The sequence below is a fragment of the Streptomyces sp. NL15-2K genome, assembly GCF_030551255.1.
Taxonomy (GTDB): Bacteria; Actinomycetota; Actinomycetes; order Streptomycetales; family Streptomycetaceae; genus Streptomyces.
Genome location: NZ_CP130630.1, coordinates 12130329 through 12150762 on the forward strand (window position 1 = coordinate 12130329; position 20434 = coordinate 12150762).

Genomic DNA, 20434 nt, shown 5'->3' on the forward strand with positions numbered 1-20434 from the left:
CAGGGTTCCTTGTCTTCCATGGGTCAGGACAGGCGGACCGTCGCCGAATGCGCCAGTGCGGTCAGGGCAACGGCGGCGTGCGCCGGTACGTCCAGCTCATGGAGGGCATCGAGAGCCTTCTCGATCCGTGCCCTGATCATGTTCTCGATGCGGTCGGGCGCCTTCAGCCGGCGCATCACCTCGCGCACGGTGTTCAGACCCGCTCCGTCAAGGTCACCTCGGCCCAGCAGGGCCCGCAGCAGTTCCCGCTCGCCGTCGCCGGCGAGGCGCCATGTCTCTGCCAGTAGCGCCGTGGGCCGCTGGCCGCGCACATCGTCGGCGTTGGCCTTGCCGGTGCGTTCCGGGTCTCCGAACAGGCCGAGCAGGTCGTCCCGTAGCTGGAACGCCTCGCCCAGCGGCAGCCCGTACGCGGAGTAGCCCTCGCGCTGCCGTGCGCCCGCCCCGGCCAGGGCACCCCCGATCAGCAGCGGCTGCTCGACGGTGTACTTGGCGCTCTTGTACCGGATCACCTTCAGCGACGCCTCGGTGTCCGGACCGGCTCCGGTACGCAGGATCTCCAAACACTCGCCCGCGATCAGTTCGCGGGCCATCACCGACCATAACGGGCGGGCCCGGAGGAGATATGCGGCGGGCAGCCCACTGGTGGCGAACAGCTGTCCGGCCAGCGCCATCAGCAGGTCTCCCACCAGCATCGCCAGCGACCGTGCGGCGGTATCGGAGCCAGGACGGTGCCCTACGGCACCGCGCAGGGCGACGTGGGCCGTGGGCCGCCCGTGCCGTAGCGGGCTGTCGTCGATGAGATCGTCGTGCACGACCGCGGCGGCGTGCACCAGCTCCATGGAGGCCGCCGCCCGCACCAGGGCATCGCTGTCCGGCTGTCCCACCGCACGCCACCCCCAGTAGCAGAACGCCGCCCGCAGTCGCTTGCCGTCCGCGACCGCCGTCTCCAACTGCTCGGCCACCGCGCCCAGGAGCGGATCGATGGCCGCCAACTCATCGGCCTCCTGGGAGACGAACCGGCGCAGCACCTGGTCGACGCGGGCTTTGAACGCGGCCGGCTCCCAACGGTCAGACGCCATCGGCGGCCTTCCGAGCCAGCGCCTGCCGGGCGAGTATCTCCAAGTGGGCCGGGGGCACGGCCGCGTACCGGTCCAGCACCAGGCGCCCACGCGCCATGAGATCGTGCTCGGCCTCCGCCGTCAGCTCCGCGGCGTCCGAGCGGCGCAGCAGCCCCCGCACCGTCCCCAGAGCCGAACCCAGCGTGCTCACCGCCAGATCGGCCACTCCGGCCGCAAGCAGCAGCGCCCGGCCTTCCAGGCCCCCGTGTTGTCCGGCTTCTTGCGTCATGCCATCTCCCCCACCCGCTGCTGATCCAGGCGGCGCTGGCCGCACGCCGTCCTTCCGAGCATCGCGTCACACCGGACGTGAGAACGGGAGAACTCCCGATCGAGTGATCACATCGCTCGACCGTACGGATTACAGCTACTGCGGTCCCGCACCGGCACGCCCTCGCAGCGTGCCGTCATGTCGCCAAAGCTGTTGAGATGCTGCCGTAGGTCGGGGAGGGTCTGTGGCCATGGAGTTCTTCTGCTACCACCGCGATCGGCCCGGTTCCGTCACGTTGCGCAACGCGCTGCTGGAAGAGCACTGGTCGTACATGGACCGTTACGCGGCCGAGATGATCGCTCGCGGCCCGACCTTCGCCGCCGACGGCGACACGCCCACCGGCAGTGTGCACATCGTCGACCTGCCGGATCCCGCTGCCGCCCGCGCGTTCGCCTTCGACGAGCCCAACTACCAGGCCGGCGCGTACCGGGACGTGCTGCTGCGCCGGTGGCGCAACATGCTGGGACGCACCATGTGGGATTTCCCTGGTGGCCGGACCGGGGGCAACCGGTACCTGGTGCTCGGCCTCGGCGCGGGGCAGGCCGCCGACCTCGTAGTGCCGCCCGACCAGGACGAGCTGATCGCGTACGGGCCGCTGCTGTCCGACGACGGTGCCACCTGGCTGGGTACGGCCGTGCTGCTCAGGACCCCGGACCGGGACACGGCGCGCGCTGTCCTGACCCGGGACCAGTATGCCGACATCGAGGTCCATGACTGGGAGTTCGGCGGGCGGCGGTCATGAACCAAGGACGCGCCACGCCGACGGCATCTGGCGGTTGACTTCAGGAGCGTGTCGCCAGGGGATCACCCTGTCATGCAGGTGAAAACACTGGCCGGGCGGTCGCGACGCCCGGCCAGCGCGCGCAGTCTGGTCACCGCGGTAGTGATACCGATATCGCCGGTCCCACGGGCACGTACCGCCCGGCCACATGCTGCACCGACCAGCCGCGCCCTGCCCGCACGGCGAGCGTCCATGCGAATCAGTGCTCGACGGCACGCCTCTCGATGCCACGCCGCCCGCTCGAGGTGAGGACGGCGACCGTGCCCCGCTCACCACACGTCTGGGCCGCATACGCGCCGCACGGCGGATCCCCCCGTCGGCGCCATCACCCGGACAGGCTAATGCGGCCTGTCCTCATCCGTGCCAGCCGCACCGTGCGGCGAGGCCGGCCAGGGCATTCCCGGCCCCGCCCCGCCAGGCGATCTTGGCGTGGGTCCCGCAGGATGGTGCCGGTTGCCCGCCCACGGAGGTCGCTGACGGCAGCCGTGTCCCGTGTACGGCGGATCGCCGCCCCATTCTTCATTCTTCGCTCAGGGAGCCTCGCATGGCAGTGATGACGGAGGAACTCGTACCGGTGCTGGAGGATGCGCGCCAGGCTCATGCCGCGGTCCTCGACCGGCTCCGGGCGGATGCGACGATCACCCCGCCGGGCCCGTACCGGCAGATGCTCGAACGCCAGGCCACCGAGATTCAGATCAGCCTGCAGCGCATTCGGCGCCAGGAGCGTGCCCTGCAACCCCGGGGCCTCATGGGCACCGCGGTCAGTGTGACCCAGTCCGTTTCGCGGGGCGCGGCGCGCACGGCGATGCTGCCGCTGACGATCGGGTCGGTGGCCGTCCGGGGAATGCTGCCTGGCGGGGGCCCGGCCGATCCGCGACGGCTGCTGAGGAACGCGGAGGACGAGTACGCGGCCGCGGCGCGAGCCCTGGCGGCGTGCCGGGCGGGGGAGGTCCTCGCCGAGCAAGTGGACGACGAGTCCACCGCCGATCTGCTGGGCTCGCTGCGCCGCCAGGACGAGGAACTGCTGCGGGCGCTGGAGGACAGACTCGCCGAACAAGCTCGCACCATGGCGGCATCCACCAACGGCTTCGGCCCGGGTGAGAGTCGCAACGCAGGCCTGGCCGAGGCAGCCGCCCAGACCATGCGGACCGTATTCGACCGGGCACAGGACGTGGCCGAGCGCGGCTTCCGGTGGGCCCGGGGTGCGGCCGAGGGTGCGGTGCGGACGACGCCCGAGCCCGGTCCCATGGCCGAGGAAATCCTGGGAGCGGTCAGGCGCGAGGAGGACCTGCCGATTCCCGGCTTCAGCCAGCTCAGCACGGATCAGATCGAGAGGCGACTGCGCACGCTCTCCCAGCTGGATCTGACGGTCGTCGAGGGCTACGAGCGCGCGCACGCGAACCGGAAGCGAGTCCTTGACGCCATCGAGCAGCTGCGCGAGGAGCAGCCGTGGGTCGGCTACGACGCCATGGACCCGGAAGACATCAGCGCGAGCCTGCAGGACGCTCCGTCCAACGAGGCCCGTCAGGTGCTCGAGTACGAACAGCGCCACCGGCAACGGCAGGACGTCATCGCCGCCGCCGAGGCACGCCTCTAGCCAGGCAGGCCCGGGGAGGCTCCCGCACGGGCGGGACGTGCGTGGGCCGGGCCGGACCACTCTCCGGCTGTGATCGGGCGCCGACGGAACGCTGCCCGTCTGTCAGATCGCGGAACCCGCATCGGTGCCACTGGGTCCCGGCTGCGACTGCCGTGCGGGGTCGGTGGCACGGAGGATCGCGTGGGCGACCAGGTCGGGAGCGTCCAGCATCGGCACGTGACCGCAGTCGGGCAGCGGCACCAGGCGGGCGTCAGGGATCATCGCGCGGACACGTGCCGCCTGCCGTGCCGGCAGAAGGCGGTCGCGGGTGCCCCACGCGATCGTGACCGGTACATCGGGGATGTCGCCGGTGAACAGACCTGGTGCACGCCCGGCCCGCAGGGTCGCCTTGAACGCCGCCGACTCCCGCAGCGTCCGCAGCGCCGCGACCACCACATGCGGCGGGCACAGCTCGGGTCGGCCGTACAGGGTGCCGGTCAGCACGGCGCGGGCGGGCGCGGTGCGCACCAGTGCCTGCAGCGCCGGGTCGGGCAGCAGCCGAACTCCCTGGCGGGCCGCGTTCACCATGGCGTAGGTGTAGCGCCGCTCGGCGCCGGTCCAGAAGCCGGCCGGAGCGATCGCCGTCACGCTGCGCGCCAGCCCTGCCTGCCCCAGGCGCAGCGCGATCAGCCCGCCCAGCGAGTGACCCACCACGTGCGGCCGCTCCACACCCAGCGCCGCAAACACCGAACCCAGCCACAGCACGGCCGTATCCAGGTCACGAGGGATACCGGGATCCAGGTCGGGAGACTCGCCGAAGCCCGGGAGGTCCATCGCGATGATCTCCCGCTGTTCGGTCAGCAGGGGCATGACCGTGTCCCAGGTCAGCCGGTGAGAGCCGAGCCCGTGCAGCAGGACCACGGGTTCGCCGGCCCCCTGCCGCTCGTACGCCACTGTCACGGGCCCCAGGTCCGCGGCCTGGCCCTGCACGAACCAAGCCGTCCGCGGCTCGACAACGACGTGTCCCCGCTCACTACCGGATCCCGCTGCGGACTGTCGCCGCAATAGCGGCCCGCCGAGCAGGAGGCCCCACTGGCCGGCCGCGGCCTGGCCGACGCGGCCACCACCTCGGCCGGCTGCCGAACCGAGCGCAGATATCCAGGCCATCGCCCAACACCTCACACGCCCGTGACTCACTCCACCACTGACGAAGCTCAGGTAACTCTCATTACGGAAACACACGAGGAATCGTTCACATTCCTGACAGGCAAGGGAGAGAAACCCTCGTTCGTCCCGCTCCTGTGTTCAGGACTTGGTGGATGCCATAGCGGCTTGGAACTCCTCCATGCAGGGGAAACAGTGCTTGTCGGTCGGCGCCCGCCCGCTGGGCTCCTCGCGCTTCTCCACCCCGCACAGCGTCAGCGTCCTGTCGGCCGTCAGCACATGCCATATCGGTTCCCCCGAGGTGTCCGCGCCGCACCACATTTCGTGCATGGTCAGCTCCCTCAGTAGGAATGAAAGGCCACTCTCCTACCATCACGGCAGAGAAAGGCCGACGCCTCGCGGCAGCGCCATGTGGGTGACACCGGCCGGAGGGCCTGGCGTGACGTGGGACATACACGTTTACCGCCCGGTTTGGCTAGCTTGATGTGCTTGCCCGCGCACAGGTCGCGTCCCCGGGTGCCCCGTCCTATCGATCGTCCAGGAGACTCATGCGCCCCCGAATTGCCTCCGTTCCGCCCCTCGCCCTGGTCGGCGGTGCGCTGACCATCGGCGTCGGCGGTCTGTATCTCGCCGGTCTGCTGCTCACGGGCGGTGAGATAGACGCGGGTACGACGGTGCGCGGCGTGGACATCGGGGGCCTGAGCCCTGGCGAGGCCACCCGGAAGCTGGAGAAGCACCTCGCCGCGTCCGGCTCACAGGAACTGCGCGTGAAGGTCGGCGACCGCAGGGGCGCGGTCGATCCGCGGCGGGCCGGACTCACCTTCGACGCTCGACAGACCGTCGACCGGGCGGCGCGCAGCGGAGCCGATCCGTTCAGCGTGATCGGCGGGCTCTTCCGCTCGGGTGGTGACATCGAGCCGGTCGTACGCGTCGACGAGGACAAGACCCGCGCCGCCCTCGAGAAGCTGTCGAAAACACTTGATCAAAAGGTCCGCGACGGTGCGATCACCTTCACCGACGGGCAGGTCGAGCAGGTCGCTGCGCGCAGCGGGCATGCGCTGGACGTGGACGCCGCGGTGGACACGCTGCGCACCTCCTTCCTGCGCGGCAAGGCGGACTCGGTCACGGCCCTGCCCGCCCGCGAGACCAAGCCGAAGGTCACGGCGGACGAGGTGCGGCGGGCGGTGCGCGAGTTCGCGCAGCCGGCCGTGTCGGCGCCCATCACGCTCACCACGGGCGGCAAGCGGTTCACGATCGACCAGACCGTCGTGAGCGAGTACCTCACGATGCGGCCGGACGACACCGGCAGGCTGATACCGAGGCTCGACGGCAAGGGCCTGCTCGCCGCCCAGGCGGTGGCCCGCCCCCTGGCCGACATCGTCGGCAGGGCCGAAAACGCCAGGCTGCGGCTCGACGGTGACAAGGTCGAGGTGGCCGCCGACGGCAGAATCGGCCAGGAAGTCACCGACAAGGCGCTGAGCAAGGCCGTGCTGCCGCTGCTCACCAAGTCGGGCGCCGACCGCACCGGCGAACTGGCCACGCGCAAGACCCAGCCGGAGGTGACCCGCGCGAACGCCGCGCAGCTGGGGCTGACGGAGAAGATGTCCTCCTTCACCGTCAACTTCGAACCGGCCGCATACCGTACGAAGAACGTCGGCCGGGCCGTGGAACTCATCAACGGCTCCGTCGTCATGCCGAACAAGACCTGGAGCTTCAACCGGACCGTCGGCGAGCGGACCGAGGCCAACGGCTTCGGCGAGGGCATCATCATCCTCAACGACCAGTTCACCAAGGCGTCCGGAGGAGGCGTTTCCGCCGTCGCCACGACCGTCTTCAACGCGATGTTCTTCGCCGGGGTGAAGCCCGTGGAGTACGGCGCCCACTCCTTCTACATCGAGCGTTACCCGGAGGGCCGAGAGGCGACGGTCGCCTGGGGCAGCCTCGATCTCAGGTTCACCAACGACTCCGGAAACGCCATCTACATCCAGGCCGAGTCCACCGACACCTCCGTGACCATCACCTTCCTCGGCACCAGGAAGTACGACGAGATCAAGTCGGTCAAGGGCCCGCGCACCAAGGTGATACAGCCGGAGCAGAAGGTGAGCACCGACAAGGAGTGCGTGCCGCAGACTCCTCTCGAGGGCTTCGACGTCGCCGTGGAGCGGGTCTTCTACAACGACGGCCGGGAAGTGAAGCGGGAGCCGTTCCGCACCCGCTACGTCCCGCGTGACGAGATCACCTGCGAATGAGCCCGTGAACGAGGGCTCGGCCCACTCGATGACCGCTGTCCAGTCCGGCGCCCGCGGACGGCTCCGGTGGCCGCGCTCCTCGGTCGCGACTTTGTGATTGACCCGCACCCCGGCGTCGTGCAGGTCGGCGGTGACCCGCGGCGCAGCTGCCGCTTCTCTTCTCGACCGCTCTCGCATCACGGGCCCTGGGCACGACAGTCTGCTCGGCATCCCGGCCCACGTGCGGATCGTCTCGTGGTTGACGCCCTGGTCCTTGGCGACCGACGCGTGGGTGCCGCCGGGCGTGGCTCGGTACCGCCAGTCGGGCTGGTGCTTTGTTGCCGTACTCTGCGTCAGGCCCACGGCGCCCGGTATGGGTCCGCCGGGGGCGCCTGGGTGGTTTTGAGCCTGTCAGCTTCGGTTTGGATGGCCAGCTCTACGCTGTCACAGAGCTGCCCTGAGGGCCGACACTTGCGGATGGTTGAGCGCAGAGGATAGCCCATACAGTCGCTGGCTCTTCCTCCCTTGGCCCACTAGACGCTTTCGTTGATCAGCTCGGGCTCGGATACGCCCGAACCTTTGCTGAACCGCTCGAAATAGACGACGGCCAACCCTGGGTCACGGACGCCATGCAGTTGTGGTCGTTGTCCCGCCCGCAGCCCGGATTCGTGGCCTCGCCGCGGGTTGTTCCGGGGAAGCCACCATGGGCAGGCGCATGTCATGGCCACGAGCAGCTGAGCGTATCGATCATGCTCGCCTCGCGCGAGATGGGCATCAAACGCGATCGGAAGCGCCGTTCGGATCGCGTCGTCTTCACACTCGGCAGCGAGCTTGCCGGCCTCGATGAGCAGCATCAGCTCAAGCTCAATGGCGTACTGCGGCATGAGCATGACCATGGGCAGGAGAAAATCCGTCCTGCCCAATACCCCAAGTCACCGCAACAAATGCTCAGTGTTCGGCGGGCCCGAACGGTTGTGCAGCGAGTCGGGCAAGGGCCTTGGGCAAGCTCCGCCACGACATCGGGGCCGCCGGGCGGGCGACAGCGGAACCGCCTCGGCTTTTGGCGACGGCGAGCGAGGCTCGCGCACCGTACGGTCAGTCGTCCCCGTCGGCCATCCGCTGGGCCCGTACGCCGGCGGGGGTGCAGGTGATGTCGTACGCCAGGTCGTCCGCGTCGTCGGCGCTGGGCTCCGCCTCCAGCCGGGCCACCGGGGCGGGGCTGCGTTCCACATCCTCGTCGAATGCGTAACCGTCGTCCGGGCTCCAGGAGACGAGGTGCACCCTCCCGTCGGGACGGCACTCGACGGTGGCGGTACCGCCGGTAAAGCGGACTGCTTCCCGGTCGGGGGTGGGCGACGGGCTCGGTGCGGACGGAGGGTTCGGTGTGGGGGTGGAGGGCGGGCCCGAAGGGGACGGAGAGCGCGGTGTCGTCGCCTCGGCACGCGAGGCCGCGCCCCCCGCCAGCGCCCGCCGTACCGCCACGTCGTCCAGCGCGCGGCCGTGCTCGGGTGTGCCCGCGTCGGCGCTCGCGAGTTGCCACGCGGCCAGTCCGCCCGCGCCGGTGCCGACGGCGACCCAGGCCGCGGTCACCAGGGCACTGCGCCAGTTCACGGGACCACCTCTCTGGACGACGGACGATGTATGGGCCTTGTACGGTCTGTCCCGCACCGCTGCGCGGCAGGACGCGAGAAGATGCTGCCGTACGTTTCCCTAAGGGCCGGTTAAGACATCTGTAAGGGTGCCTGCCCGAGGCCCCGTCGATTCACCTGAAATACCTTTCACGACCACCGTCTGGCTACCGTGTCGGTCATGGCCCACCTACTTGTCGTGGAGGACGATCCCGCGCTGCGCGGCGCACTGGTACGTGCCCTGCGGCGATGACCAGCCCGCCGGATTTGGTCGTACTGGACCTGGCGCTGCCGGACGGACGGCGGGCAGGTGCTGCGCATGCTGCGGGCGGTCAGTGACGTACCGGTGATCGTGGCGACCGCGCGGGACGAGGAGCCGGAGATGGTCGCCCTGCTGGAGGGCGGCGCCGACGACTACATCGTCAAGCCGTTCGGGGCGGCCCAACTCGACGCGCGGATCAAGGCGGTGCTGCGGCGGCTGGGCACGGCGGAACCGGAGGAGCCGCTGCGGGTGGGCGGACTCGTCGTGGACCCGGCCGGCCGTGAGGTCGCCCTCGACGGCCGGGTCCTCGACCTCACGCCCCGGGAGTTCGACCTGCTCGCACACTTGGTCCGCCGTGCCGGGCAGGTCGTCTCCCGCCGCGAGCTGCTCGCCGAGGTCTGACAGCAGCCGCTGGGCGGTGCCGACAAGACGGTCGACGTCCATCTGTCGTGGCTGCGGCGGAAGCTGGGGGAGACGGCCCAGGCACCGCGCTACCTGCACACGGTCCGCACAGTGGGGGTGAAGCTGGTAGCGCCCGAACCCGACGGCCGGATCGGCGAGATGGGCCAGACCGGCGGGACCGCCGGGGAAGGGGAGCCGTAGTGCGGCGTCGGCTGCTCCTGCTGACAGGGGCCACCACCGCCCTCATCCTGGGCGCCCTGCTGGTGCCGCTCACCCTGCTCACCCGGACACACGCCGCCGACCGGGCCACCGCGGAGGCGACCGCGAGAGCACAGTGGGTGGCGTCGGCGGTGGGACCCGTACTGGCGAGCGGTGCGCAAGCGGCGGCGGGCGCCGAGCAGACCGTACGGAGCGCCAATGGTGCCGGTCTTCCCCGGACATCGCTGATCCTCGCCGACGGAACCGTCGCCGGCGCCCCCGCGCCGGTCACGGACGCGGTCCGGCTCGCGCGTACGGGGCCGGGCGTTCACGTACGAGCCGTCCGACGGCGGACGGGTCGTGCTGGTCCCGGTGCACGGCGCTCCGGACGGCACGGCGGTGGTCCAAGTGGCCTTGAGCCCCGAGCAGTTGCACGACGGCGTCCTCGCGTCCTGGCTGGTGCTGGCCGGGATCGGCACCGGCCTCGTCCTCCTGGGGCTGGTGCTCGCCGACCGATTGGGCGCGCGGCTGGTGGGTGCGACACGCTCGCTGGCCGGGACGGCGGACCGGCTGGCGGGGGGCGACCTGACGGCCCGCGCGGAACCGGCCGGTCCACCGGAACTGCGCCTGATCGGCGACCAGCTGAACCGGCTCGCCGCCCGCATCGACGAACTCCTCGCCGCCGAGCGCGAGAACGCCGCCGATCTCGCCCACCGTCTCCGTACCCCCGTCGCCGCGCTCAGGCTGGACGCCGAGACCTTGCGTGATCCCGCAGAGGCCGAACGGATCACGACGGGCGTGGCAGCCCTGGAGCACGGCGTCGACGAGGTCATCCGCCGGGCGCGTCGCCCTCTACGGGAGGCCGAGCCCGCCTGTGACCTCTCGGCCGTCGCCCGCGGTCGGACCGCGTTCTGGACGCCGTTGGCCGAGGATCAGGACCGGGCCGTCGAGGTCGACACACCGCCCGGCTCCCTTCGCGTTCCCGTCCCGCCCGACGAACTCGCTGCCGCGCTCGACGCGTTGATCGGCAACGTGTTCGATCGCACCCCCCCCAGGGCACGGGCTTCCGTGTCACGGTCCGGACGGCGGGTGACATCGCCGAGCTCCTGGTGGAGGACGAGGGTCTTGGCTTTTCCGACGGCGGAGTCGGCCCCCACCCGACCGCCCGTGGCACCAGCGGTGCGGGCTCCACCGGCCTGGGCCTGGACATCGCGCGCCGTACGGCGGAGGAGCCGGGCGGCACGTTCACGGCGGAGAGCGCACCGGGGGCGAAGGTGACGCTCTCGTTCCCGAGGGCCGCCGACTGACTGCCTGCTCCGACGGCCGTCGGACCACCGCCTGACCGCTTACGGGAACACCCTGCGCACCACCCGCGCCCACGCGTTCGCCCCCAACTCCGGCCGTACGGCCGCCAGTCCGGCGCTGTACTTGGTGAACCCGGCCGGCCGCACCCCGTACCCGTGCAGCATCCGGTCCGCCTCCGTCAGGTGCCCCCGTGTCTTCGTCTCGACGAGCACGAGACCACCGTCCGCGACGGCTCGCCCGCCCGTCGCCTCGTCCCGCACGACCAGACCCGCGTCACAGGTCACCCGCTGTCCGTCGGCGACGAACGTGACGCGCCGGTAGTCCGTGCGCAGTGAGGGCGGGAGACCGTGCGGGACGTCGAGCATGCCGTACGACTCCCGGAGCACCCGCGCCAGGAACCGCAGCCGTACGCCGTCCAGCGGACGGTCGCCCCCGGCCATCCGCTGCCGTTGCTTCACCGTCTCGCCCCGACCACTCTTGAGCTTGGCCTCGAACTGCCGCTCCCCGCTGTCCTCGTACACCCGCTCCCTGATCCGGAAACGGCGTCGGCGGCCCTGCCGGTGGTCGTGGAAGGTGCGCAGCTCCGGGGGGTCGTAGTAGGTGGAGCGGTACCGGAAGCAGCGCAGACCGTCGATGGCGAGTACACGGAAGGCGGGGCGGCCGCCGGGCCGGTGCGGATCGGTCAGCCGGGCCGCGAAGTCCTCGAAGACGGAGACGGGCACGAGGTAACTGTTGTCACGGCGGGCCAGCAACTCGGCACGGGCGTTCAGTTCGGCCAGCGACATCGGGTGCGCGGCGACCGCGGCCCGCTCGAGGGCGCCCAGGGCCTCGGCAGGGGTACCGCTCACCACGCGGCGGGCTCCTTCGGCGTGGTGCGCGGCGCGGGCGTGCCGGATGCGGCGGGGGTACGGGAGACCTCAGGCGGACGGGTTGCAGGCGGCACCGGCACATAGTCGGCTGCCCGGTACCGCACCTCCACCACGGTCAGGTCCCGCACATAGTCCACCTCGCGCACCGTCCACCCGTACGGTTCCCCGAGCCGTCGCCGCAACTCCGCGCGGAGGGCGTCCTCGTCCTCGTACACCGCGTCGAGCGTGACGACCGTGCGCCGCTCGTGCGCGTACAGGCGCGGGTGATCGGCCGCGTACAGGACGAGCAGGAGTACGCCCGCGAGTGTCGCGGCGACGCCGAGGCCGAGCCCGGGGAGCCAGCACAGCAGCCCCAGGACGAGCGTCGTGAAGTAGTACGCCACCTCCTGGTGCCGTACCGAGTCGGAGCGCAACCGGACGATCGACAGGACTCCGAACAGCCCGAAGCCCAGCGCCAACCCGCCGTTGTCGCCGACCCGGCCGAGCGCGGCGACGACCGCGAACAGCGCGACGTTCAGCGCGAGATACGCGGGTACGAGCTCACGCCTGCGATGCCGGCGGTGGAAAACACCGCACGTCAGCAGTGTCACAGTGACGAGATCGAGCCCGAGGTGGGCGGCCATCTCTCCAAGATTTCCTGTGCTGTCCATGACCACGACGCTAGGGAGCAAGAGGTTAAACGGACCGCTGCCGGGGGTTAAAACAGCAGCAGCGCCCCGATGCCTGCCGGTCGGTCAAGCCCTCGACGAACTGCGACACCGCCTGCCCGGGCGAGGGCCGGGAGGGGTCCCGGTCGGGGCGAGGTTCCATGGGCGACCATGATGCGTAGAACCTCATCCACCGCAGTCGTCGCCGTTGTTGTCGCTGTCGTGTTCGCCGCTCTCACGTCGTGTTCCTCGGATTCTTCCGGCGGGTCCCCCGCCAAGGGCCGGGCCAGCGGGTCCGGTTCCGGGGCACCGGCGTCCGACCCCACGCCGAGCCCCACGAAGACGGCCACGCCGTCGCCCTCGCCGACCGGTCCGTGCGCTGACGGGACGTGCGAGATCGAGGTCGCCGTGGGGGACGTCGTGACAGTGCCGGAAACGTACGGCCTCGGGCCGATCGAGGTGACGGCGATCACCGGCAGCAGGGTCGAGATGGTCGCGCCGCTGACAGGGTCGGGCTACAGCGTTTCGGGCTGTTCCGGTGGCGGCGGCGTGTCGTCGGCAGGCGGTGGCGGCGTCGGGCTGAGCTGCGGCAAGGGAACCGCCGCGACCATCAACGACGCCATGAGCCTGGAGGTCGTCGAGATCCTCGACACCGCCGCCGTCCTCCGTATCAAACCCGCCGGGTGACGTACGGCTCGGGCCGAGTTCACCGGGTCCCAGTCGGGACTCCTGGACAGCAGCGATGTGATCGAGGCAGAACCCGGCGAACGCGCGAGATCACCGCCCCCTGCGAAGGTGGCCGCATCCGCACCGAGCGGCCGGACCCGTTGGCCTGCCCTTCGATCAGTTCCGCGGCATCGGTGACGCTCTGGTGGGCGGTCACGTCCAGCGGCACCCTGAACGCGTCCACCCCGGCGGTGCGCAGGTTCTCAACGGCGGCCTCGCGCCGGGCCGCGTCGCGGGCTCCCACTCTCACGCGGTGCCCGAGGGCGCCCAACCCGGGCACGGCCCCCATGCCGCAAACCGTGCGCTAGGCCGGGGCAGGTCCCGTTCCCGTTCCCGTTCCGGTTCCGGTTCCGGTGCGGTGGGCTTGAGCCGGCTGCCCATGTTGAGGCGGCTGTCGCCGTAGGCCGTGGGGCGCGTCCGGAACAGCGGGGTGAGGGCCCACTGTCCTCGTGTTCACCAGCTGATTTCGGCTGCCACCGGCAGGTGGTCGCTGCCGGTGGCCGGCAGTGACCACGAGCTCTCCGGCTTCACGCCGCGAACCAGGATCTGGTCGATCCGCACCACCGGGAACTTTGCCGGCCAGGTGAAGCCGAAGCCATCCCCGGCCGCGTCCTGGGCCGAGCGCAGCTGCGAGGTGATGTCGGCGAACGCGCGGTCGTCCATGGTGCCGTTCAGGTCGCCGAGCAGCACCACCCGCTCGTTCTGCTCGGCGGCGATGGCCTTGCCGAGCGCCTGCGCGTTTCTGTCCCGCGAGTCTGTCCAAAAGCCCGCCCTGGCATTCACCCGTGCGGACCCCAGGTGGGCCACATACACCGCCAGCGGACCCTGATCCGTGGCCGCCGTGGTGCGCAGCGCCCGGTTGTAGGCCATCTTGATGTCGACCGGCTTGGTGTCCCCCAGCGGCCCGACGTCCTGCTTGATGTCGACCGGCTGGGTGTCCGACAGCGGCAGCTTGCTCCACAGCCCGACCGTGCCCTTCACCGTGTGGTACGGGTACGCCTTCGCCAGACCCTCCTCGTACAGCGGCTTCGCCTGCGGGGTGATCTCCTCCAGGGCCAGCACGTCCGCGCCGGAGGCGGCCAGGTCGCGGGCGGTGCCGACCGGGTCGGGGTTGCCGGCACCGACGTTGTGGCTGGCCACGGTGAGGTCGCCGCCCGGGTGGGACTTGTCACGGAGCAGCCCGCCGAAGAGGTTCAGCCACACCAGGACCGGCAGCAGCAGCGCGACCACCGCGGAGGCGGAGCGGCGCCACAGCGCCCCGGCCAGCAGCACCGGGATGAACAGGCCGAGCCACGGCAGGACGGTCTCCGCCAGGCTGCCGAGGTTCCCGATCCGGTTCGGGATCTTCGCGTGCAGCAGCATGAACAGGCCCAGCAGCACCGCCAGCGCCGCGAGCACCAGGCCGCGCTTCCACGGCTCCGGCCGGAAGCCGATGCGGATCGCCCGCCGGATGCCCGGGCGCCAGGTACCGGAGCCGGTGTCCCGGCGGAGGCTGGCCTGCCCGGTTTCCGCCGTGTCCACCTGCGTCATCGTCTGTCCTTGCTCACTGCCGGTCACTGCTGCGTCCTCGGGTCCTGGGTGGGGTCGGCATACATACGCGGGCAACCACGATCGATCGCAGTGGTGCGCAGTTCGTAGTGCCAGGGTTCGTTCCTGTAGATCTGGCACATCCCGTACTCGGCACCATGCTTGGACAGCCACTCCGTCGCATCGGAGCGCCCGATGTCGACCGCGTCCCCCGACACGTGAGGCGAGGTCGCCGCGGTGGCCACCCATCGGGCGGCCTCGTCTTCAGACCCGTACGTGGAGACCGCCTCGCGAAGAAGCTGATTCTGGTCCTCCGGGGAACGCCAGCCGCTGTTGACGTAGAACTCGACTCCGTCCTCCGCGGCATCCGTTGCAGCCTGGCGGAGGGCCCTGAGCAGATCTGGATCGAGATTGGCCACAGCCGGAATCTCGTCGCCGAAGACAGTCACGCCGTCGGGAACGGCACCGACAGCCTCGCCAGGCACACCACGGTGCTCACTGCGATGACCGTTCGGTGACGGGGCCGAGGGGGACTTCGCGGGCGGTGCGGCCGAGGAGGGCTTTACTGGCGATGCGGCCGAGGAGTCTGAGGAGTCCGAGGAATTCTGCGACTGGTAGCCAATGGCTGCGGTGATCGCTGCGATGACGACTGTCAGGCCGACGACAAGGAGCCAGCGAATCCGGCGGGCCGTCGGTCGTGCTGATGGTGGGGTTCGAGCCATGCTGCCAGTCAAGGCAGCGCGGTGTTGTCGGCACGTATGTGGTTTTCGATACGTCGACGATATGCACCGGCTCGTAGCATCAGCAGCATGCGCGTGTTGATCGTCGAGGACGAACCGTATCTGGCAGAAGCCATTCGCGATGGCCTGCGGCTGGAAGCGATCGCGGCGGACATCGCCGGGTGACGGCGACCCGCATGCCGATCCTCCTGCTCACCGCAGCCGACCGTCTCGACGACAAGGCCTCCGGGTTCGGAAGATCGCAGGTCTTCGGCTGGACCGGTTCCGCGGAGAGGTCTACCAGGACGGCCGCTACGTGGCGCTGACCAGGAAGCAGTTCGCCGTGCTCGAAGTCCTCGTCGCCGCCGAAGATCGGCTACCGCATCGACACACAACCGGAGGCGGGGACGGGGGAGGAGACGGTGGATAGGGCGCCTGTGCTGAGCGTTCGCATCAAGCGGCGGTGTGGGTTTTCCTGCTGAGGGACTTGCCCGAGGTGAAAGGCGGCATCGGCGGATTGCAGGTCCGCTCCGAGCTCGCGCTCAACTTCGCGTCGGGGGCAGCCGTAGCCATGGCGTTCCTGCTGGTGTTCGGTCTCCTGGGAGGCTGGGTCCTCGCCGGCCGTATGCTCGCCCCTGACCCGCATCACCCACGCCACACGCATGGCCACGAACGGATCACTCTCCCACCGGATCCAGCTAGTGGGCCGCAAGCTCCTGCTGCAGCTGACCACGAACCCTCGCGCACAACGCGATCGTCCACAAGCTGCCTGAACAGGGCACCGTGTGTGTCAATACCAGCCTCCGCCCCAAGACTGTGGTGCTCACTGTCGAGAACACCGGTGAGAAACTCACTCCAGAGCTGGCCTCGACACTCACCGAACCATTCCAGCGCGGCACCGAGCGCATACACGCCGACCACGCAGGGGTCGGCCTCGGCCTGGCAATCGTCAAGACCATCACCCACGCCCACGACGGAACGCTCACCCTCACCCCGCGCTCTGCCGGTGGGATCCGCGTCACTGTGGAACTTCCGTCACGCTGCGCTTCAGCAGTGGCTCACCTCACACCCAGACGCGCCCCGGCTCCGCTGAGTCAGTCCTCGCGGGCCAGGAGCCTCGCCCCTTGGCTGCCACTGATCAGGCTCCTCACTCGAAGATCCACGTCCCGCGGCTGGTCGTCCGCCACTTAACCTGTCAGGCAGGATGGGCGCCATGACCGAGATTCGCACCCCCCGCCTCATCCTTCGTCGCTGGTATGACGACGACCTCGCGCCTATGGCGGACATCAATGCGGACCCCCAGGTCATGCACTGGATCGACGATGGCTCGGTCCGCGACCTGGACGACACGGCGGAGGCCATCGAGCGGTGGGAAGAGGAATGGGACGAGGAGGGCTTCGGCCTCTTCGCCGTCGAGTTGCTGGCCTCGGGCGAAGTGGCCGGTTTCGCGGGTCTGTCCGTGCCCGATTTCCTGCCGGAGGTGCTGCCCGCCGTGGCGATCAGCTGGCGGCTCGGCTCACAGTTCTGGGGCCAGGGATACGCGTCGGAAGCTGCCCATGCCACGCTGGAGTTCGCGCTCCAGGACCGTGGTCTCGACCGGGTCATCAGCGTCAACCGGGTGGGTAATGACGCCTCGGAGAACGTCGTCCGCAAGCTCGGCATGGAGCCGGAACGCGAGACGGCACACCCGGTGCACGGGTTTCCGCTGCGCGTTCATGCCATCGATCTCACCGAGTTTCATGCGTGAGTTCGGAGCAGCCGTCAGGTCAGCATGAGGTAGCCGACCGCTGCCCGACGTCCTCGACTGCGGTGCCCCTCACACCGTTCGGCCAACCCCGCCCCGCCGGGGCGACCGCGGCGGGGACTCGGGACCGGTCCCGAGCCAGGTCCCTACTCTCCGGTGGTGTGGAGCGGCATCTTCTTGTTCTCATCGGCGGCCTGGCGATCGGGAGCGTGGCCATCATCGGCTACCTCAAGTTGCTGCACTGGTCGATGGAGTCGTACGTGGTCCGTGCCGCCGACTTCCTGCTGGCGGTCGGTGGAGCCGGCATCCTGCTCGCCGCCGGGTTCGCCACTGCCCGCTTCGGACTCGGGATGGTGGAGCGGCAGAGCCTGTTCGTGGGCCTGGCTGTTTCGGTGGCATACGGGATCCTTCGCCTCGCCTGGGTCGCAGCGGGGCTACCCACCCCCTTCACCGACTACGACCGCTGGCGCGACGAGGACCATCGCGACTACTGGAATCTTTGAGAACACCGGATCAGCAGTGTCGCGCCCGGCCAACCCGAGCTGGGGTGCTCTGGAAGTCACTCAGGGCCCGTATCCTCCTCCAGCCGCAGTCGTCACGGAAGCGCGGTGACAACCAGATTCAGAAATCCACCGCCGCCGAACCACAATCGGATGGGAAACCAACTCCCTGGGCGTCTGAAGCGATGTTGTTGCCGCAGGTCAAAGTCACACTACGAGTCGCGAACCAGATTCCCAGGGCGTCGCCGAAGGCGCGGTTGTCGTCGCCGCCGTCGGCGATCGGCAGGACGGACTCCTCCAGGACTGGCGTACTCGGCTCGGGCTCGCCTGTGATCGGCCACAGCACGACCGCGCCCTGCGAGCAGTTCCATCCCTCGGTGTTCTCGATGATGTGGCGCACCTGATCGGCGTACGCCGAGGCCGAGTGGTCGAAGTCGGCCGGCAGGTGGACCGGCCGGACAACGGGCCTTCCTCGTTCAACACGGACTCCCCGATGAGCCGCAGCGCCGACGCGCCATCGTCCTCCGGCGCCAGGCCCGCCCGCGCTGCCTTCCAGTGGTTCCCCGGCCAGTCGAGGACTGGCAGTGGCGCACGGCGCGCTCAGCCAGGTGGCCGGGGAACAGCACCCGTGACGCCGGCTCCACCGCGGTCGCCGTCCTGATCGTCGCGGCGGTCATCGCGGCCACTTCGCTGACCGCGGCCATCGGGGTTGGGAACTGCTGCCGATGTCGTCGGTCTGGCTCCCCACGGCTCTGACGACTCCGCTGCTTGCCGCCCTAGGCTTCGCCCCTGCGGGCGGCCGCTCCGCGCCACCGAGCACCGCGCGGCAGGACGGTGCCCAGCCGCCCGTGGCGGCCCGAACCGGCGGGCGCGGCGCCGGTACCGTCGGGACACCCCCGGGGCGCCCCGGCCGACGGCGGTCACGAGGTCCGCAACCACCGGGCCGACGGAGGCTGAGGGTCCGCCGGGGATGGACGTTCCAGCGGCCCGGCCGCGCGGTCCCGGCCGGGGTGCTGTCCGCCGGAGGGACGAGGCGGAAGAACTCCAGCGTCCTCGCGTGCTGCTCCTCGGTGTCAGGCACCTCGTCGCCCGGGCCCGCTCCATGGCCGCCCAGGCGGCATCCGGCGCGATGCCCTCGAGGATCATCAGGGAGACCGCGATCAGGGAGGGCCTTCCGATGGCGCAGCGGCAGTGCGCCACGACATGGGCGCCAGTCCACAGCTCCGCCGCGAGCCCCCGCAGCGCCGCCAGCACAACGGGGATCGACGGGACCGTGAAGTCGGGGATGGGCAGGGCGACGAACCGCAGCCCGGCGGCCTCGGCGAGGCGGGGCTCGTCGGCGAGCCCCAGTTCGGCGCGCTCGGCGTCGGGGAGGGCGCAGACGACGATGTCGGCGCCGGCGCCACGCAGGGCCGCCATGTCGGCGGCCAGGTGCCCGTGACCGCGGGGCCGGACCATGGTGCTCTGGCGTCCCGGTCCCCGCAGACCGGTGACGGTGAACAGGACGGGGCGGACGGCTCGGTCATCAGGCGGACGACCCCGGCGGGAGCCAGCGGTAGCAGCCGCCGCACTCGGCGGCGAGCCAGCCGTTGAGGCTGGCCAGGCCCCGCTCGTTGACCTGCCCGTCGTGGATGCCGTAGGCGTGTTCCGGCTCGATGGCGCGGACGAAGTCGATGGCCTCGTCCGTCTTCATCCATGACCCCTGCAGTGGGACCAGCAGGGTCTCCACCGGTCGGTCGGGACGGTGCAGGGAGTCCCCGGGGTGGTACACGCGGTCCTCGACGAGGTAGCCGAGGTGGCGCAGTCCGGGAGGTCGCCGTAGATGCGCGCGTGCCGCCCACCCTGGGCGGTCACCCGGAAACCGACAGCGGTGAACTCCTCGCCGGTGACGACGCCGGTGAAGTCCAGGCCAGGGAGCCGCGCCGACTCGGGAGCGTAGATGGGCACGCCCAGCCCCTTCAGCCGCAACAGGTCGACGTGATCGTCGTGCTCGTGGGTCACCAGGACCGCGTCCGCGCCGACGAGTGCCTCGGGCTCGCTCCAGACGCCGGGATCGATGACCAGAGTGCCGCCGCCGTCGTGCTCCAACCGGACACAGGAATGGGTGTACTTGGTAATTCGCACCCGCGTGAGCGTAGTTCGGAGGCTTTGTTGATTCCTTCGGCGAGTGGCCGGAAAATGCCGGCCGGCCGCGCCGTGGGGTGTTCCTGGGCGAGCAGCGACAACCAGATGTCCCGTGCGCTCCGGCGGAGTCGACATCCCGTCAATTCCCCATGTGCACCCGGGAGTTCTGGTAAGAAGCTGCCCGCCCCTAGCGTCGGATCATGGACATATCGAACAATCTTCGGGAAGGTGGCAGATCCCCAATCGGAGAACGTGGTCAGCGACATCGCCTCGTCGCCACCGCCAGTTCGGATCAACCAGGTGACGATTAACGGGCCTCTGACACCCCATCAGCCCATGTGTCACTCAGCTTGAACTCGCGTGTCGGGAACGGCTGACGTCACGTGATCCCTGTCGGCGCGACCGCATCATGTGGGTGCGCAAGGAGGCGGGCTGACGCCCGACTGCTCGCCCGGGCTTGCCCAGGTGCCGGGTCCGGGTGGCAGCGGCAGCGGGCCTGGATGGAAGTCATCTCGTGGAGGGCCGTGGAAGGTACGGACGTGGTCACTCTCCATGTCCTGTACGGGGAGGCGCCCCCGACCGGGTGCCGGAGGTGCGGGCGATCGCGACGTGGCTGGCGGGGCGGGCGGAACGGGAGTTCGGCGGGCA

Annotated in this window: 19 protein-coding genes and 5 pseudogenes; 10 read left to right on the forward strand and 14 right to left on the reverse strand. The window is 70.2% G+C overall.

Annotated elements, in window-relative coordinates:
* Positions 1 to 23: 23 nt before the first annotated feature.
* Both Q4V64_RS53215 and Q4V64_RS53220 read right to left on the reverse strand, forming a co-directional pair.
* Positions 24 to 1079 carry a polyprenyl synthetase family protein gene (locus Q4V64_RS53215; protein WP_124436459.1) on the reverse strand — a complete coding sequence of 352 codons (1056 nt, stop codon included), beginning with the start codon at positions 1077 to 1079 and terminating at the stop codon, positions 24 to 26.
* Complete coding sequence (locus Q4V64_RS53220; RefSeq protein WP_124436458.1) at positions 1069 to 1347, reverse strand: polyprenyl synthetase; 279 nt, start codon at positions 1345 to 1347, stop codon at positions 1069 to 1071. Before Q4V64_RS53220 ends, Q4V64_RS53215 begins: the two co-directional genes overlap by 11 nt.
* A gap of 229 nt (positions 1348 to 1576) precedes the next feature.
* Between Q4V64_RS53220 and Q4V64_RS53225 the strand changes: the two genes are divergently transcribed.
* Both Q4V64_RS53225 and Q4V64_RS53230 read left to right on the forward strand, forming a co-directional pair.
* Positions 1577 to 2128: a YciI family protein gene (locus Q4V64_RS53225; RefSeq protein ID WP_124436470.1), complete on the forward strand. Its 552-nt coding sequence runs from the start codon at positions 1577 to 1579 to the stop codon at positions 2126 to 2128.
* A gap of 583 nt (positions 2129 to 2711) precedes the next feature.
* The gene (locus Q4V64_RS53230) at positions 2712 to 3764 is read left to right on the forward strand and encodes a hypothetical protein (RefSeq protein WP_124436457.1); all 1053 of its coding nucleotides are present in this window, start codon (positions 2712 to 2714) and stop codon (positions 3762 to 3764) included.
* Positions 3765 to 3866: 102 nt separating this feature from the next.
* Here the strand turns inward: Q4V64_RS53230 and Q4V64_RS53235 are convergent, their stop codons facing one another.
* Positions 3867 to 4910 (reverse strand): alpha/beta fold hydrolase, encoded by a 1044-nt coding sequence (locus tag Q4V64_RS53235; RefSeq protein ID WP_124436456.1) that lies wholly within the window; start codon positions 4908 to 4910, stop codon positions 3867 to 3869.
* Between the two features lie 138 nt (positions 4911 to 5048).
* Complete coding sequence (locus Q4V64_RS53240) at positions 5049 to 5237, reverse strand: hypothetical protein (RefSeq protein ID WP_124436455.1); 189 nt, start codon at positions 5235 to 5237, stop codon at positions 5049 to 5051.
* Between the two features lie 218 nt (positions 5238 to 5455).
* On the opposite strand from Q4V64_RS53240, the gene Q4V64_RS53245 reads away from it, so the two are divergent.
* Positions 5456 to 7156, forward strand: a complete 1701-nt coding sequence (locus tag Q4V64_RS53245; RefSeq protein ID WP_124436454.1) for a VanW family protein — start codon at positions 5456 to 5458, stop codon at positions 7154 to 7156.
* Between the two features lie 512 nt (positions 7157 to 7668).
* Here the strand turns inward: Q4V64_RS53245 and Q4V64_RS53250 are convergent.
* Positions 7669 to 8019, reverse strand: a complete 351-nt coding sequence (locus Q4V64_RS53250) for a hypothetical protein (protein ID WP_124436453.1) — start codon at positions 8017 to 8019, stop codon at positions 7669 to 7671.
* Positions 8020 to 8230: 211 nt separating this feature from the next.
* A complete protein-coding gene (locus Q4V64_RS53255) occupies positions 8231 to 8746 on the reverse strand; it encodes a hypothetical protein (RefSeq protein WP_124436452.1) in 516 nt (171 codons plus the stop codon).
* A 198-nt stretch (positions 8747 to 8944) separates the two neighbouring features.
* Here Q4V64_RS53255 and Q4V64_RS53260 point away from each other — a divergent pair.
* Positions 8945 to 9628, forward strand: a pseudogene (locus Q4V64_RS53260) (response regulator transcription factor).
* 357 nt (positions 9629 to 9985) lie between these two features.
* Positions 9986 to 10903: a HAMP domain-containing sensor histidine kinase gene (locus tag Q4V64_RS53265; protein WP_216377501.1), complete on the forward strand. Its 918-nt coding sequence runs from the start codon at positions 9986 to 9988 to the stop codon at positions 10901 to 10903.
* Between the two features lie 68 nt (positions 10904 to 10971).
* Here Q4V64_RS53265 and Q4V64_RS53270 read toward each other — a convergent pair whose 3' ends face one another.
* Positions 10972 to 11715, reverse strand: a complete 744-nt coding sequence (locus Q4V64_RS53270; RefSeq protein ID WP_124436469.1) for a VTC domain-containing protein — start codon at positions 11713 to 11715, stop codon at positions 10972 to 10974.
* A 59-nt stretch (positions 11716 to 11774) separates the two neighbouring features.
* Entirely contained in the window at positions 11775 to 12449 is a 675-nt protein-coding gene (locus Q4V64_RS53275; RefSeq protein WP_124436451.1) for a DUF4956 domain-containing protein, read from the reverse strand.
* A gap of 417 nt (positions 12450 to 12866) precedes the next feature.
* On the opposite strand from Q4V64_RS53275, the gene Q4V64_RS53280 reads away from it, so the two are divergent.
* Positions 12867 to 13133, forward strand: coding sequence for a hypothetical protein (locus Q4V64_RS53280; protein WP_253266599.1), 267 nt, complete (start codon positions 12867 to 12869; stop codon positions 13131 to 13133).
* Between the two features lie 142 nt (positions 13134 to 13275).
* Here Q4V64_RS53280 and Q4V64_RS53285 read toward each other — a convergent pair.
* The 3 genes and pseudogenes from Q4V64_RS53285 to Q4V64_RS53295 all read right to left on the reverse strand — a co-directional run.
* Positions 13276 to 13461 (reverse strand): annotated as a pseudogene (locus Q4V64_RS53285) (dehydrogenase); the annotation flags it as partial.
* A gap of 164 nt (positions 13462 to 13625) precedes the next feature.
* The gene (locus Q4V64_RS53290; protein ID WP_303715284.1) at positions 13626 to 14702 is read right to left on the reverse strand and encodes an endonuclease/exonuclease/phosphatase family protein; all 1077 of its coding nucleotides are present in this window, start codon (positions 14700 to 14702) and stop codon (positions 13626 to 13628) included.
* Between the two features lie 23 nt (positions 14703 to 14725).
* Entirely contained in the window at positions 14726 to 15421 is a 696-nt protein-coding gene (locus Q4V64_RS53295; protein ID WP_172628910.1) for a M15 family metallopeptidase, read from the reverse strand.
* An 87-nt stretch (positions 15422 to 15508) separates the two neighbouring features.
* On the opposite strand from Q4V64_RS53295, the pseudogene Q4V64_RS53300 reads away from it, so the two are divergent.
* From Q4V64_RS53300 to Q4V64_RS53315, 4 genes and pseudogenes are all read left to right on the forward strand, one after another.
* A pseudogene (locus Q4V64_RS53300) lies at positions 15509 to 15788 on the forward strand (response regulator transcription factor); the annotation flags it as partial.
* 177 nt (positions 15789 to 15965) lie between these two features.
* A pseudogene (locus Q4V64_RS53305) lies at positions 15966 to 16609 on the forward strand (ATP-binding protein); the annotation flags it as partial.
* A 22-nt stretch (positions 16610 to 16631) separates the two neighbouring features.
* Complete coding sequence (locus Q4V64_RS53310) at positions 16632 to 17165, forward strand: GNAT family N-acetyltransferase (protein WP_124436409.1); 534 nt, start codon at positions 16632 to 16634, stop codon at positions 17163 to 17165.
* A 158-nt stretch (positions 17166 to 17323) separates the two neighbouring features.
* Positions 17324 to 17665 carry a hypothetical protein gene (locus tag Q4V64_RS53315; RefSeq protein ID WP_124436408.1) on the forward strand — a complete coding sequence of 114 codons (342 nt, stop codon included), beginning with the start codon at positions 17324 to 17326 and terminating at the stop codon, positions 17663 to 17665.
* 118 nt (positions 17666 to 17783) lie between these two features.
* Here the strand turns inward: Q4V64_RS53315 and Q4V64_RS53320 are convergent, their stop codons facing one another.
* From Q4V64_RS53320 to Q4V64_RS53335, 3 genes and pseudogenes are all read right to left on the reverse strand, one after another.
* On the reverse strand, positions 17784 to 18062 hold the full coding sequence (locus tag Q4V64_RS53320) for a hypothetical protein (RefSeq protein WP_124436407.1): 279 nt from the start codon (positions 18060 to 18062) through the stop codon (positions 17784 to 17786).
* A gap of 200 nt (positions 18063 to 18262) precedes the next feature.
* Positions 18263 to 19120 carry a hypothetical protein gene (locus Q4V64_RS53325; protein ID WP_216377497.1) on the reverse strand — a complete coding sequence of 286 codons (858 nt, stop codon included), beginning with the start codon at positions 19118 to 19120 and terminating at the stop codon, positions 18263 to 18265.
* A gap of 67 nt (positions 19121 to 19187) precedes the next feature.
* Positions 19188 to 19786: pseudogene (locus Q4V64_RS53335) on the reverse strand (MBL fold metallo-hydrolase).
* Between the last annotated feature and the right edge of the window lie 648 nt (positions 19787 to 20434).

Coding starts and splice junctions, on each gene's coding strand:
- Q4V64_RS53220 (WP_124436458.1), bottom strand. CDS start 1,347: ATGACGCAAGAAGCCGGACAACACGGGGGCCTGGAAGGCCGGGCGCTG.
- Q4V64_RS53295 (WP_172628910.1), bottom strand. CDS start 15,421: ATGGCTCGAACCCCACCATCAGCACGACCGACGGCCCGCCGGATTCGC.
- Q4V64_RS53310 (WP_124436409.1), top strand. CDS start 16,632: ATGACCGAGATTCGCACCCCCCGCCTCATCCTTCGTCGCTGGTATGAC.
- Q4V64_RS53235 (WP_124436456.1), bottom strand. CDS start 4,910: ATGGCCTGGATATCTGCGCTCGGTTCGGCAGCCGGCCGAGGTGGTGGC.
- Q4V64_RS53245 (WP_124436454.1), top strand. CDS start 5,456: ATGCGCCCCCGAATTGCCTCCGTTCCGCCCCTCGCCCTGGTCGGCGGT.
- Q4V64_RS53215 (WP_124436459.1), bottom strand. CDS start 1,079: ATGGCGTCTGACCGTTGGGAGCCGGCCGCGTTCAAAGCCCGCGTCGAC.
- Q4V64_RS53270 (WP_124436469.1), bottom strand. CDS start 11,715: ATGTCGCTGGCCGAACTGAACGCCCGTGCCGAGTTGCTGGCCCGCCGT.
- Q4V64_RS53240 (WP_124436455.1), bottom strand. CDS start 5,237: ATGCACGAAATGTGGTGCGGCGCGGACACCTCGGGGGAACCGATATGG.
- Q4V64_RS53230 (WP_124436457.1), top strand. CDS start 2,712: ATGGCAGTGATGACGGAGGAACTCGTACCGGTGCTGGAGGATGCGCGC.
- Q4V64_RS53325 (WP_216377497.1), bottom strand. CDS start 19,120: ATGGTCCGGCCCCGCGGTCACGGGCACCTGGCCGCCGACATGGCGGCC.
- Q4V64_RS53225 (WP_124436470.1), top strand. CDS start 1,577: ATGGAGTTCTTCTGCTACCACCGCGATCGGCCCGGTTCCGTCACGTTG.
- Q4V64_RS53275 (WP_124436451.1), bottom strand. CDS start 12,449: ATGGACAGCACAGGAAATCTTGGAGAGATGGCCGCCCACCTCGGGCTC.
- Q4V64_RS53250 (WP_124436453.1), bottom strand. CDS start 8,019: ATGCCGCAGTACGCCATTGAGCTTGAGCTGATGCTGCTCATCGAGGCC.
- Q4V64_RS53290 (WP_303715284.1), bottom strand. CDS start 14,702: ATGACGCAGGTGGACACGGCGGAAACCGGGCAGGCCAGCCTCCGCCGG.